Source organism: Veillonella sp. 3627 (assembly GCF_003992195.1).
Lineage (GTDB): Bacteria > Bacillota > Negativicutes > Veillonellales > Veillonellaceae > F0422.
In genome coordinates, this window is sequence record NZ_RQVG01000002.1 from 150388 (window position 1) to 164058 (window position 13671).

Below are 13671 nucleotides of genomic sequence, written 5' to 3' on the forward strand. Positions count from 1 at the left end.
CTTACCTTAATTAGTAATACAAATGATATACGCCCTCTTCCATAGACACATGGAAAGGCACTTCAAAAATAGGCTCCAGCAACTCTGGGGTTAACACCTCTTGTGGGGCCCCCGTTTTTAGCACTTTGCCATCTTTCATCAACACGATGTGATCGCAATAGCGCGCCGCTAGATTTAGGTCATGGAGAACAACAATACTTGTACCCGAAAAGTTTTGCAATTCTTTCATGAGCGCTACCTTGTATTTCATGTCTAGATGATTTGTTGGTTCATCTAACAATAATACCTCTGTTTGTTGTGTCAATGCTTTTGCAATGAACACACGTTGCCGTTCACCACCCGACAAATGTCCCATTTCCTCTTCTGCCAAATGGGATACCCCCACTTGATCCATATAGGACTGGGTAATGGCAACATCTTCCGCTGTATAATTTCCAAAATGACTTTTATAAGGATATCGTCCCATAAGTACAATATCTTTCACTAAAAAATCATCGATCATAGCATCATGCATTTGTGCTAGCACTGCCACCTTCCGTGAAAAGGTAGGGCCATCAATGGTTTGTAAAGGCACACCATCCAATGTAATCGCATCAGTGGGATGCAATTGGCTCAAATGTCCAAGAAGTGTCGATTTACCACAACCATTAGGTCCAATGATAGCCGTCATTTTATGTTTAGGAAAGCTGAGCTTCACATCATCTAAAATTTGTCGTTTTCCATAGGAAAAGGACAAAGAATTTACCTCGTACATAGTCCCTCCTATTGTCTAACCTTGATGACGGTATCTCGTCATAATAATCCAAATAAATAGTGGTGCCCCTAGTAAGGACGTCAATACACCGATAGGAATCTCTTCGGGACTATACATAGCTCGTGAAAGTACATCCGCCCAGATCATCACAATACTACCAATGAGTGGCGCAAAAATCAGTAATCGTCCATGTTTAGGGCCCCCAACCATGCGTGCCAAGTGCGGAATAATAAGGCCCATAAAGCCTACTACACCTACTTTTGCTACTAAGGTAGCGATAGCCACAGAGGATACGATGACCATAGATAATTGCAAGGATTTCACCGATAAGCCCATTTGCTTCGCTTCTTGTTGCCCTAATAAGAGGACGTCAAAATCCTGTTTATACATGTACATATAGAACATCAACAAACCAATGATAATGGCTGTTAATGGTAAGTCTCTCCACTGAATGCCTGCAAAACTACCGAGCAACCAGAACATAGCACTTCGTACTTGTGCTTCGTGCTTCGCTCCATAAATAATCATCATCGTAATGGATGAGAAAATACCTGTCATACCCATACCAATTAAAATTAATTTTACTGGACTTTGGCTACGTCCCACACAGAGTAACACCAACAAGATGGAAATACCTGCTCCCAAAGCCGCAAAGAATGGCACATTATAAGATGCCAAGAATGGTAATCCTCCCATAATGATGGCAAAGACCGCTCCTGTACTAGCACCTGACGAGACACCTAAAACATAAGGATCGGCTAGTGCATTGCGTGTTACTGTTTGCATCAGAACCCCTACTAAAGATAATCCAATCCCTGTCAGTACCGAATACAACAACCGCGGCAAGCGAATATCTTGCACAATGGTGCTCAACATTTTCATCTCATCTGTTGGCACTGGACTGGTAAATGCCTGGTACATATCCCACACCGGTATGAAAGAAGCCCCAAATTGAGGGGCTACTACGAGTGAAATCACCAGTAAGATCAATAATCCTACGATTTTTAATTTCATGTTATACGCCCTTTAACTATACCCAATATACGCTTAGGAGTTTCCCTCACGAAATTCGTGCCTCCTACAGTAAAAAAAGAGCAACCTTTTATGGGCGCTCTTTTGTCTATATATAGTATACTATAATTTTCGATATAGTGTAAAGGTGTTTACTTGATTTTTAACACGTCACAATTCCCATGACATATTACTGTAACATATAATTTCAGTCACATATTATTTCAACAGACCTTTCCCTAACAATATGTGTCGTATCGTCATGATTGGATGTATCCATAACATACGAGGACCACTGTAGCGCATGACTTCTTTAATTCGTTCCCGATAGGTCGGTGCGTAACAATGTGTTTTGCACATGGCGCAAAATGTTTTTTCTTCCATATGCGGGCATCGCTCTACCCTTGCTTCTGCATAATGCATCAATTCTGCACAGCTTTCACAGAGCTCACCGGACTTACGTCGGTGCTGTCCTTTGCAGTAGATTTCTATCATCTTGCGCACCGTTTTTAATTCTTTTAATCGCTTATCTTCGATAGCCTGCTGTTTCTCACGTTCTTTCATCACTAACTCCTCACTATTTAATGCTCAGTATGTCTACAACTATCTATGCCGCACATTTTTGTATGTTTATTCTATCACAGCCATTAACATAGACTCAATGTTTTCTATCACATGCAAAAATCCGCTATCCATAATTTTACTAGGCTCAACTTGTATTTTTTTCATTAGCTTTTATGAAAGTAAAAAGAGGAAAGTGAGTACCTATACTCAACCTTCCTCTATCATATAATCCCTATCTAATATGCCGTATGGAATGTTGCACTCACTATTCCTCTATAGTATAAAGGATATTTATAGTCCCCCTAAAATTTACAGTGTAATCGGCAAGAATGTCATGAATATTGCTATAAATATTGCTGGTAGCAAGTTAGCCACACGAATCTTGTTGGGCCACAATACATTAATTCCCACACAGAAAATTAAGATGGAGCCCACATAGGATAAATTATCAATCGCCTCTGGAGTCATAAGCGGTGCCGCTAAATGAGCTAAACCCGTAATCATCCCTTGGGTAATCCCCACTGGTAAAAAGGAGAACAAAGCCCCTTTTCCCATGGAAGATGCCATGACCATTACAATAATACCATCTAGAATACTTTTGACAACCATCGTACTGTAATCGCCAGTCAAACCATCTTGAATAGAACCGATGACCCCCATAGCTCCTACGGTAAATGTCATGGATGCCGTAATAAAAGCATTGGTAAACTGTGGGTCCCGACTGTTACCTGTTTTCAACTTCAACCATTCTCCAATGGCTGTAATACGACGATCAAAATCAATCAATTCCCCAATAATCGCCCCTAGTACCATAGAGATAATCATCATCATAGGTCCTGTTGTATGCAAACTGTCGCTAACAATAACTAGCATATATTGCATAGTGCCACTCATACCTAATAGAAGGATAATGATCCCACACACCATCATGAGCGTTTCTTTTAAATTTTCTTTCATGCGATGTCGAATAAAGAGTCCTAATAAGCTACCACAAATAATCAACACCACATTAAGGATGGTTCCCATACCATGCATTGGTTGTTCCTCATCTTTCTAAAAAATCACTACACTATCATCCCCATCCACTTCGTGCACACGAACTTGCACCGTTTCCAAGTGGGATGTAGGAATATTTTTCCCTACATAGTCAGCTCGTATAGGTAGTTCCCGATGGCCTCGATCCACTAATACAGCTAATTGGATGGCACTCGGTCTACCTGCATCCATAAGGGCATTCAATGCAGATCGAATCGTACGACCTGTAAATAATACATCATCTACAAGAATCACAATTTTACCCGTCGTATCCATCGTAAACGGAGGCCCTTCCTTCGGTTGATTGCTCCGATCATCTCGATACAAGGAGACATCCATTGTTGCCACATCTACTTGAATCCCTTCAATGGCTTCAATTTGAGCTTGTAATCGTTTTGCTATATATACACCACGGCACTCAATGCCAATAATTAAAGCATTGGATAATCCTTTATTACGCTCTAAAATTTCGTGCCCGATACGACGAATGGCTCGCATCATACCAGCTTCATCAATTAAGATACGTTCTTCCATAGTATCACTCCTTATCGATTATGCTCTTTCGCATACTCAATACATGCCAAAAAATCTTCCGGCAATGGCGCTTCAAAGTGTAAGGCTTCCCCTGTGATAGGATGTTTCACAGATAATGTTTTAGAATGCAAGGCCTGCCCTACAATAGGAAAATCCATTTTACGGAATCCATAGAACGGATCATTCACCACAGGATGTCCAATATACGCTAAATGTACACGAATTTGGTGAGTTCTTCCCGTTTCTAGTTCGCATTCTATTAATGTGTGCTTGCCATATCGTTCTAGTACACGGAAATGGGTCACTGCGTCTTTACTATTTTCAAAGACCACCGCCATTTTCATACGATCTTTAGGGTGGCGACCAATAGGAGCCTTGATAGTCCCTTTTTCTTCTGCAATATTGCCTTGTACTAATGCATAATAGGTTCTTGTAGCACTATGTTCTTTCACTTGCTCTGCTAAGCCCAAATGGGATTCATCATGTTTGGCTGCCATCATCACACCAGATGTATCCTTGTCTAATCGATGCACAATGCCAGGGCGAATTTCTCCATTGATGCCAGATAAATCTTTACAATGGTATAGCAAAGCATTCACCAGTGTCCCTGAATGATTGCCTACCGCTGGATGTACCACCATACCACGAGCTTTATTAATGACAATCATATGCGAATCTTCAAATAGAATATCCAGTGGAATGTTCTCTGGTTCTACTTCTACTTCGTGCACTTCAGGAATAGTAACGCTGATTTCACTATCCTTTGAAAGTTTCAAATTTGATTTTCCTGTTTTGCCATTCACTTGTACATTTCCCTCTTTCACTAAGGATTGCACATAGCTACGTGACTGACCAAGCTCTCTCGTGAGGTACACATCTAATCGTGTACCCTCATCTTGAGCCTCTACTATATATTGTTTTGTTTCCATTATTTACCTCACTGTTTTTGGCTTTCATAGGACCAAAAATATAGAATCAACAAAGGTACACCAATGCAAATACCAATATCCGCAATATTAAAGATAGGCCATACTCGAAAATCAAAGAAATCCACTACACCACCTAAGTACAAACGATCCCAGGCATTGCCCAAGGCACCACCTAGGAGCGTGCCTGTCCCAATTCGTGCATATAACGGTGCCATAGCTAATTTCTTACGACCTACGTACATAGCGCCTAACAAAAGCACCACTACCAACAACAATATCCATCGTTGGTGCATCAACATACCAAAGGCTGCTCCATGGTTCACAATATAGGTCCAATGAAAAACATCAGGTACAACTGGCACAGATTCACCTAACCGAAAGTGGCTACGTACATACCATTTTGCTACTTGATCCAATAGGAAGGTCAAGATACTTATGATATAGATCATCGTTTACGTCCTCCACGGTCAGCCCATTGTTGTAATAAAGCGCCTAAGTCCTGCTCTTTTTCTTGCCCTTTTCCACGATTGTTTCTATCTCGAATAGGATTACCTGAGCCACTTCTTATATCCTTAACATTGTTAGAGTTTCGACCCTGTTGTCTTTCGCCTTTTGGTTGTTGACCATCCTTACGTGGTGTATCTCGACGGGGATTTCCATCGCCATTGCGTCTATGACCTTGACGGTTTGGATCTTTTGGTTTTTCTCGTTTCATGGATAAACCAATGCGGTTCCGTTTTGCATCGACAGAAATAATCTCTACTTCGATAATATCTCCTACTGCTAATACATCAGATGGATGTTCATGATAGGCACAAAACTCGCTTTTATGCAGCAGTCCATTGATTTTCACACCAAAGTCTACAAAGGCACCAAAGTCCACCACATTATGAACTGTTCCTTTTACCACGGTACCGACTTGAATATCTTCCAAACTCATAATTTGTTTCCGAGTCATCGGTGCTGGTAAATCTTCCCGTGGGTCACGACCTGGTTTTTGCAAGGCTTCTACAATATCTCGCACCGTCGGTACACCTGCATCTAGCTGTTTCGCCAACTCTTCCACATTCACCGTTTGCAGTTTCGCTTTGGCCGTTTCCAGTGTCGCTTTATTACGTAAATCGTCTAAGGACATCCCCAACTGTGTTAGCACTCCTTGGGCAATCTCATAAGACTCTGGATGAACTGGCGTCGCATCTAAAGGGTTCTCCCCTTTACCGATGCGCAAGAAACCGGCACATTGTGTAAAGGCGGCAGGACCTAAACGTGCTACTTTCAACAATTGCTTACGACTAGTAAAAGCACCATGTTCCTTGCGGTAAGCAATAATATTATTCGCCACGGTGCTAGAAATACCAGACACATGCTTCAATATCGCTGGAGACGCTGTATTGAGCTCTACCCCTACATGGTTTACCACCGTTTCTACTACTTGATCTAAGGTGGCGCCCAATTGTTTTTGATTCACATCATGTTGGTATTGACCAACACCGATTGATTTTGGATCAATCTTCACAGATTCCGCCAATGGGTCTTGTACACGGCGCGCAATAGATACGGCACCACGGATAGATACATCTAAATCTGGCAATTCTTCAATAGCTAACTTAGAAGCGGAGTATACAGAGGCACCTGCTTCATTAGTAATAATATAATGACAATCTAAGCCTTCTTCAGCAATCATAGCAGATGTAAATTGCTCTGTTTCATAAGAAGCAGTACCATTGCCGATAGAAATCAAAGTAACACCATATTGACGGATTTTCTTAGCCAATTCTTGTTTGGCACGCTCTGCTTGTTTATCACTCATCGTAAGATAGTAAGCCCCATAATCTAGGACATTACCTTCCCTGTCAATGATGGCCATTTTACAACCTGTACGATATCCTGGGTCTAAGCCCATAATAACATGTCCAGATAAAGGTGCTTGGAGCAACAAATTGCGCAAGTTCGTACCAAATACTTTGATGGCCTGCTCTTCTGCTTGCTCTGTCATTGCATTTCGTGTTTCACGCTCTAACGATGGATACAATAGTCGTTTATATCCATCAGCAATAGCCTCAGCAATATACGAATGCTCTACCCTTGCAGTACCTTGCACAGTGTCTACCATATATTGGATAAATGTTTCATCCGGTACCACAAAGCTAACTTTTAAAGCGCCCAAGCTTTCCCCACGGTTCATCGCTAATACACGATGGGATGGGACTTGGCGAATGGGTTCTTTGTATTCTTCATTGTACTGTAAGAATCCTTGGTTTACTTCTTCTTCGCCTACTAGCTCCGTTTTCATATGACCAGTTTCCCACATAGCTTTACGCAAATATTGGCGAATATCTGCTCGTTCACTCGCTTCTTCTGCTACAATATCCATCGCCCCTTGTAAGGCATCTTCCACAGTAGGCACTTCTTCATTAAGGTACTCTGCTCCCATTTGGCGTAACTCTTCTTCTGTAGCCGTTGTGAACAATGCCTGTGCCAACGGTTCCAAACCACGGTCTCTGGCCATGGACGCACGAGTACGTTTTTTCGGACGGAATGGCAAATACAAGTCTTCTAATTCTTGCAATTTCATCGCTTTCGTAATCGCTGCGGATAGTTCGTCCGTCAATTTGCCTTGTTCTTCAATAGACTTAGTGACTTCTTCTTTTCTTTGTAACAAGTTGCGCAAATATTTCATCCGCTCTTCGATGTCACGCAATTGCTCATCTTTTAACTCACCAGTCACTTCTTTTCGATACCGTGCAATAAATGGTACTGTATTACCCTCATCTAATAAAGTAATGGCTGCTTCTACTTGATGTGGCTTTACCCCTAACTCTTGGGCTATCACTACATGTATTTCCATTCTATTTCCACCTTTCATAGGTTACAAAATCATAAGACAACTCATCTTGCCCTGCGCCGGGTATACGCTCTATCTCCATCCATTCTGGCTTGGTATGCTCAGTAAATGTCACATCCCCTGTGAAAGCTCGGTGTAACTCCGTCACATACAAACGATCTGCATAAGGTGCCATGCTTGCATACACCTGCGCACCGCCAATGCAATACGCTAACTCTATGTCTTGTGCCGCTTGTGCTGCTTCCTCTGGACTATGGAATACTTTCACTCCTTCATAGGGTGGTATGTAATCCAATTGTGATGTAATGACCCAATGTTCACGATTAGGTAACAAAAACGGCAAAGACTCCAATGTCTTCCGTCCCATGATGATGACATGCCCAGTAGTGCGCTGTTTAAAATATGCTAAATCTTCTGGAATGTGCCAAATCAGTTGATTATCCTTGCCTATAACGCCATTCTCAGCCACTGCTACAATCATTGCTAACATAGATAACTCCTTATACAGCTACTGTCATAGATAGTTTCCCTAAATGCTCATAGCCTTCTAGAGTTATATCTTCTGGCGTAAAATCATAGAAATTTTTGATCTCTGGGTTTAATCGTAACACCGGAGCCTCTAAGGCTTCATGTTTACGTTCTAATTGAGTACGTAAAGCTTCTACATGGTTCTCATAAATATGAGCATTATTGATGACATGCGTGAATTGTCCTGCCTGCAATCCAGATACTTGGGCAATCATATGAACCAACGCTGCATACTGTGCTGTATTAAAAGGCACTCCTAATCCCATATCCCCACTGCGCTGGATAAGCATACAATTTAAACGACCATCGGTGACATCCCATAATGTTTCATAGGCACATGGTTGCAACGCCATATCTGGCAAGTCCTCAATATTCCACAAGGTCACAATCATACGACGGCTTTGAGGGTCCTTTTGTAGCATATCCAATAAATTATCTAACTGTTTATATTTGGCAATTTGGTATCCATAAGCCTTACCAATCGTACCATCTTCACGCATCCATTCATCCCAAACTTTTACATTCATGGCCTGCAACTGACGTACATCATTAGATTGCAATTGCCAAATCCAAAGCAATTCTTTAATGGCCGTTTTGAAAGCCACAAATTTCGTGGTTAAAATAGGAAATTCTTCTGCTAAATTGAATTGCATCACTTGATGCGGTAATTTATAGGTCGCAATGCCTGTACGATTGTTGGCATAATACCCATGATCTAATATATTCTCTATAATCTGTAAATATTGCGTATCTGCTAAACTCATCTATGCCTCCTTGTATACGAAACTATGCTAAACTGTATCAGCATATAGTATGTATATCTGTATGTATATCTGTATGTATATCTGTATTTGTATCAATATCTGTGTCTAAATGTATTTGTATATCTACATTTAGATATCAAGTTGTCCCTCTATCGCTATATGTTACCCTTAAACCCGGCTATGACCTTCAAAAATTCATTGCCATATTTGCGCAGCTTCATATCTCCTACGCCTTTCACATTCGCCATATCTCCTAAGGTCAATGGTTCTTTTGCTACCATGTCCAATAAAGTAGCGTCTGAAAAAATCATGAACGGTTTTACCCCTTCTGTTTTTGAAAGTTCCAAACGATGCACACGCAGAGCCTCAAATAAGGAGTTATTCTTAGTGGCTTTTGCTAGCCCTGAAGCATTTGATTTAGAACGGCCCTGCATAGGACGATGTTCCCCTACCTCAATAGGCACATCTTTCACAGTGACCCGTCCCGCTAATACTTCATGACCTTGTTCCGTAACGGATAAAATAGGATATTGTCCTCCCGAAGACGTCACATACCCCATCGCCATTAAGCGCTTAATAAAGCCTTTTACATCTTTATCTGCCCAACGATTTAATTTACCAAATACGGATAATCGGTGTAAGCGAAACTTCTCAATACGCTCCGTCCGATTCCCACATAGGATATCCGCAATCATAGTCACACCATATCGTTCTTCTGTATTCCAAATCGTCTGCAATACGGCGCTCGCATCGGCTGTTACATCCACCGCCACTCGTGGTTCATCACAAGTACTGCAATGATGACATTGATCCCAAGGCACTTGTTCACCAAAATAAGACAACATGAATTTACGTAGGCACATAGGTGTATGACAATAATCGATCATGGCTTGTAGCATATTCCGCTCAATCCGTTGTCGTTCTGGTGGCAAGTCACTTTGACTTAGAATATATTGATGTACTGCCACATCTTGCCCATTGTAGAGCAAAATACAATCTGCCGGTGCTCCATCTCGTCCAGCACGGCCTGCCTCTTGGTAATAACTTTCCATATTTCGTGGCATTTGGTAATGGATTACATAGCGCACATTACTTTTATCGATGCCCATTCCAAATGCATTGGTAGCTACCATAACTTGTACTTCATCAAAGGCGTAACGATTCTGTTGGTACTTACGCTCTTCATCAGATAAACCACCATGGTAATAACCTACTTTCACGCCGTACCGTAAAAGCTCACGATATACTTTTTCCACATTCGCCCTAGTAGCGCAATAAATAATCCCCACATCATTTGGGTTGTGTAGCACATAATCCCGTACATATTCCATACGCTTACTTTCGTGGATCACAGAAAACGCTAAATTAGGACGATCAAATCCCGTAATATGCACACGGGCATTCTCCAATCCTAAGAGTTGTTTCATATCACGTTCTACTTCTTCCGTAGCACTGGCTGTGAAAGCCCCTACCACAGGTCTATGGGGCAAGCTCTTAATAAAGGGTCCTATAGCCGTGAAAGAAGGCCTAAAATCATGCCCCCATTGTGACACACAATGGGCTTCATCAATAATCACTTGGCTAATTGGCAGTCCTCTTAAAAACTCACAAAACCCTTCGGACTCTAATTTTTCTGGTGCCAAGTATAATAGTTTAATGCGCCCTTCCCGTAAATAGTACAAAATTTTATTCTGCTCTTCTCGACTGAGGGTGCTATTCATATACGCCGCTGGCATACCTTGCTCTTTCAAGGTATCCACTTGATCTTGCATCAAGGAAATCAACGGAGAAAATACAATGGTAATGCCCGCCTTTAGCATAGCAGGAATTTGAAAGCAAATCGATTTACCTGCCCCAGTAGGCATAATCCCTAGCACATCTTGGTTCTCTAATAAAGCTGTAACAGGTACCTCTTGAGCGGGGCGAAAACTGGAATATCCATAAAAATGTTGCAATGTTCGTAGGGCTCTAGCATCCATATGTCTTTCCTCCTTTCTGACCGTACATTTATCGAATCGTATCTATTTATTATACCATTTTTATAGATACCTATAAACTATTCCACCAAGAACTCTTCTTTCTTTTCCATAGTCATTGCCTATATCGTTATATGCATCTTGCAGTTTTTTATACTATTCTCCTAGTACAATAATTTCCTTCATCATGAACTAGCAGACATACCTATCTTGTTACACGTTCCCTTTAAGATAGTACCTTCCTTACCGCACGTTATAACTTCCTAACAAGACCTAGTAGGACTTATAGTTGTATCCATACATATTAGTAAAAAAGATATGCCAATTCATACAGACCCCAGTGATTACTAAATGTGTGCTTTATAAGTGCCTCATCTATAAGTATCTTCTATAAAAAAATGTTGGCACTATCCCAAAGGAGTAGTCCCAACATTTCGTTTACTATGTGTATGTAATTATAAAATATGCATTTGTTCTGATGCATCGAACTCCGCTTGGATTTCTTTACTTGGCTCATGATCCAACAAGCTTACTACAAAGATAGCAATGGCGGATAAGATAAAACCTGGTACGATTTCATACAAGCCGAACCAACCAAATTGTTTCCACACAAGAACGGTAATACCACCTACTAAGATACCAGCGATACAACCTTTCAGAGTCATACGTTTCCAAGTCAACGAGATCAAGATAGCTGGACCAAAGGCAGCGCCAAATCCTGCCCATGCATAGGCCACCATCGTCAAGATATAACTTTGTGGATTGACTGCCATCACGATGGCAATAGCAGATACGATCAATACGGTAGCACGGCTAACCATAACTAGTTCACGGTCTCCTGCATCACGGGCAAACACATTGCGGTACAAATCTTGAGACACAGAAGATGCAGTTACTAACAATTGTGCAGAGGCTGTACTCATGATAGCTGCCAATACAGCGGACCAAATCAAACCTGCCACAAATGGGTTAAATAAATGCTCGCTCATCACAAGGAACACTGTTTCTGCATCAGCATCTACTAGAGGTGTTGTTAAATATACTTTACCAACTAGACCTACTGCCACTGCCGCCAACAAGGAAATAACCACCCAAATCATGGCAATATTTGTAGCTTTTTTTAATTCTTTCGCATCGGAAATCGCCATGAAACGCACTAAGATGTGAGGTTGACCAAAGTAACCAAGCCCCCATCCTAGGCTAGAAATGATACCTACCACCAAGGTGAAAGTATCTTGTTCCGGTCCCCAAATGGACAAGCCTGCTGGGAACTCCGTAGCAATTAATTGAGATGTTTCTACAGGACCACCTAAATACATGGCTGCCGTCACAGGTACCAATAAGATGGCGAAAAACATCATCATACCTTGGATACAGTCTGTCCAACTTACAGCTAGGAAACCACCTAGGAAGGTGTAGAAAATAACTACCCCTGCTGTAATAAAGAGAGATGTCATGTAATCTAGTCCAAAGATAGTATTAAATAATTTACCACCTGCCACAAATCCGGAGGACGTGTAAATTAAAAAGAAAATAACGATGAAGATAGCAGACACCACCGGCACAATTCTTGATGTATCATGAAAACGGTTTTTCAAATAATCCGGTATAGTCAAACTATTATTCGCTACCTCTGTATAATTGCGCAATCGTTTCGATACGAACACCCAGTTCAGCCACGTTCCCAAAGCTAAACCAATGGCAATCCATAAGGCCGATATCCCTGTTGAGTAGGCAAATCCAGGTAAACCCATCAACATCCATCCACTCATATCTGATGCTTCCGCACTCATGGACGTGATCCAGGGGCCTAGCTGGCGACCTCCTAAAATATAGTCGTCTAAGCTATTAGACTTGCGGTAATAATATACCCCGATGTACATCATGAGGCCTAAATACAATGCAAATGCCCCAATCACTTCAAAATTGTTGTACACCCTACTCCTCCTTTCCTAATCCTTTCACCTTTACTTAAAATTCTATAGAATGCATTCAGCATTAATCTTTTCTATTATATCATAGATTATATATATCGTCTTTCATGGATTTTATACAAAAAAATAAACACCTTGTATAAAACAAGGTGAGTGCTATCATTGATCTATGTAAGTAGACAATGAAAACACCTAACGCATGAGGACTACCACTCCTCAACACGTTAGGTGTCATCAAGCTTTATTAACTCCTAGATGAGCCTAACGCCGAACGCACGTTGATGGCTCTCCTTTTCTTATTTATATTATATCACAAACTACTACCTAGTCAATTTATATTCCATATATTATTTTATGTTGCATAATGCAATACAACAGTTTATAATTTACTTAACATAGTAACCAGAAAGGAGACCCTCATGAAATCTGCTAGTGTTAATGTCCGAATTAATGAAAATATAAAACAACATGCTGAATCTATTTTAGAAGACCTTGGACTAAGTCGCGCTGTCGCTATTGATTTATTCTATCGACAAATTATCCTACATAACGGACTCCCTTTTGATCTAAAGTTAAATACACCGCCCCTTAGTACATCTGACTTTAGCCCTTCAGAATTAGAAGATATTTTATCTCGTGGAGTCGAAGAATCAAATAACGGTAATGGACGTTCTGCTAAAGAATTTTTCGCTACTTTATTGGGAGAATAATTATAGCTTGTTTCTACAGGAACTTCCCGCAATATACGGAAAATACATATAGGTTTTATACAAAAAGGACCCCGTAGGGTCCTTTTT

General features: G+C 41.0%; 13 protein-coding genes. 1 reads left to right on the plus strand and 12 read right to left on the minus strand.

What is annotated here, in order from left to right:
* Nucleotides 1-10: 10 nt before the first annotated feature.
* The 12 genes from EO114_RS01990 to putP all read right to left on the minus strand — a co-directional run bounded on the left by EO114_RS01990 (nucleotide 11) and on the right by putP (nucleotide 12826).
* Nucleotides 11-754, minus strand: a complete 744-nt coding sequence (locus EO114_RS01990; RefSeq protein ID WP_127010727.1) for an ABC transporter ATP-binding protein — start codon at nucleotides 752-754, stop codon at nucleotides 11-13.
* A gap of 15 nt (nucleotides 755-769) precedes the next feature.
* Nucleotides 770-1768, minus strand: coding sequence for an iron ABC transporter permease (locus EO114_RS01995; protein ID WP_126940676.1), 999 nt, complete (start codon nucleotides 1766-1768; stop codon nucleotides 770-772).
* Nucleotides 1769-1984: 216 nt separating this feature from the next.
* On the minus strand, nucleotides 1985-2329 hold the full coding sequence (locus tag EO114_RS02000; protein ID WP_009353674.1) for a nitrous oxide-stimulated promoter family protein: 345 nt from the start codon (nucleotides 2327-2329) through the stop codon (nucleotides 1985-1987).
* Between the two features lie 309 nt (nucleotides 2330-2638).
* Nucleotides 2639-3364 (minus strand): DUF554 domain-containing protein, encoded by a 726-nt coding sequence (locus EO114_RS02005; RefSeq protein ID WP_127061220.1) that lies wholly within the window; start codon nucleotides 3362-3364, stop codon nucleotides 2639-2641.
* Nucleotides 3365-3382: 18 nt separating this feature from the next.
* A complete protein-coding gene (gene pyrR, locus EO114_RS02010; RefSeq protein WP_127061222.1) occupies nucleotides 3383-3898 on the minus strand; it encodes a bifunctional pyr operon transcriptional regulator/uracil phosphoribosyltransferase PyrR in 516 nt (171 codons plus the stop codon).
* Nucleotides 3899-3909: 11 nt separating this feature from the next.
* Nucleotides 3910-4827: an RluA family pseudouridine synthase gene (locus EO114_RS02015; protein ID WP_126940678.1), complete on the minus strand. Its 918-nt coding sequence runs from the start codon at nucleotides 4825-4827 to the stop codon at nucleotides 3910-3912.
* An 8-nt stretch (nucleotides 4828-4835) separates the two neighbouring features.
* Nucleotides 4836-5276: a signal peptidase II gene (gene lspA / locus EO114_RS02020; protein WP_009353699.1), complete on the minus strand. Its 441-nt coding sequence runs from the start codon at nucleotides 5274-5276 to the stop codon at nucleotides 4836-4838.
* Nucleotides 5273-7675: a Tex family protein gene (locus EO114_RS02025; RefSeq protein ID WP_126940679.1), complete on the minus strand. Its 2403-nt coding sequence runs from the start codon at nucleotides 7673-7675 to the stop codon at nucleotides 5273-5275. Before EO114_RS02025 ends, lspA begins: the two co-directional genes overlap by 4 nt.
* A gap of 1 nt (nucleotide 7676) precedes the next feature.
* On the minus strand, nucleotides 7677-8162 hold the full coding sequence (locus EO114_RS02030) for a dihydrofolate reductase (protein WP_126940680.1): 486 nt from the start codon (nucleotides 8160-8162) through the stop codon (nucleotides 7677-7679).
* A gap of 10 nt (nucleotides 8163-8172) precedes the next feature.
* A complete protein-coding gene (locus EO114_RS02035) occupies nucleotides 8173-8964 on the minus strand; it encodes a thymidylate synthase (RefSeq protein ID WP_126940681.1) in 792 nt (263 codons plus the stop codon).
* 155 nt (nucleotides 8965-9119) lie between these two features.
* Nucleotides 9120-10943 (minus strand): DNA helicase RecQ, encoded by a 1824-nt coding sequence (gene recQ, locus EO114_RS02040; protein WP_127061224.1) that lies wholly within the window; start codon nucleotides 10941-10943, stop codon nucleotides 9120-9122.
* Between the two features lie 452 nt (nucleotides 10944-11395).
* Nucleotides 11396-12826, minus strand: coding sequence for a sodium/proline symporter PutP (gene putP, locus EO114_RS02045; protein WP_240629049.1), 1431 nt, complete (start codon nucleotides 12824-12826; stop codon nucleotides 11396-11398).
* A 467-nt stretch (nucleotides 12827-13293) separates the two neighbouring features.
* Here putP and EO114_RS02050 point away from each other — a divergent pair, with 467 nt between their 5' ends.
* Entirely contained in the window at nucleotides 13294-13584 is a 291-nt protein-coding gene (locus EO114_RS02050; protein ID WP_009354012.1) for a type II toxin-antitoxin system RelB/DinJ family antitoxin, read from the plus strand.
* Nucleotides 13585-13671: the final 87 nt, after the last annotated feature.

Excerpts from the sequence above, each read along its gene's own strand:
- EO114_RS02015 (WP_126940678.1), bottom strand. The coding sequence starts at position 4,827 with ATGGAAACAAAACAATATATAGTAGAGGCTCAAGATGAGGGTACACGA.
- EO114_RS01990 (WP_127010727.1), bottom strand. The coding sequence starts at position 754 with ATGTACGAGGTAAATTCTTTGTCCTTTTCCTATGGAAAACGACAAATT.
- recQ (WP_127061224.1), bottom strand. The coding sequence starts at position 10,943 with ATGGATGCTAGAGCCCTACGAACATTGCAACATTTTTATGGATATTCC.
- EO114_RS02005 (WP_127061220.1), bottom strand. The coding sequence starts at position 3,364 with ATGCATGGTATGGGAACCATCCTTAATGTGGTGTTGATTATTTGTGGT.
- EO114_RS01995 (WP_126940676.1), bottom strand. The coding sequence starts at position 1,768 with ATGAAATTAAAAATCGTAGGATTATTGATCTTACTGGTGATTTCACTC.
- EO114_RS02050 (WP_009354012.1), top strand. The coding sequence starts at position 13,294 with ATGAAATCTGCTAGTGTTAATGTCCGAATTAATGAAAATATAAAACAA.
- putP (WP_240629049.1), bottom strand. The coding sequence starts at position 12,826 with ATGATGTACATCGGGGTATATTATTACCGCAAGTCTAATAGCTTAGAC.
- EO114_RS02025 (WP_126940679.1), bottom strand. The coding sequence starts at position 7,675 with ATGGAAATACATGTAGTGATAGCCCAAGAGTTAGGGGTAAAGCCACAT.
- pyrR (WP_127061222.1), bottom strand. The coding sequence starts at position 3,898 with ATGGAAGAACGTATCTTAATTGATGAAGCTGGTATGATGCGAGCCATT.
- EO114_RS02030 (WP_126940680.1), bottom strand. The coding sequence starts at position 8,162 with ATGTTAGCAATGATTGTAGCAGTGGCTGAGAATGGCGTTATAGGCAAG.
- EO114_RS02035 (WP_126940681.1), bottom strand. The coding sequence starts at position 8,964 with ATGAGTTTAGCAGATACGCAATATTTACAGATTATAGAGAATATATTA.
- EO114_RS02000 (WP_009353674.1), bottom strand. The coding sequence starts at position 2,329 with ATGAAAGAACGTGAGAAACAGCAGGCTATCGAAGATAAGCGATTAAAA.
- lspA (WP_009353699.1), bottom strand. The coding sequence starts at position 5,276 with ATGATCTATATCATAAGTATCTTGACCTTCCTATTGGATCAAGTAGCA.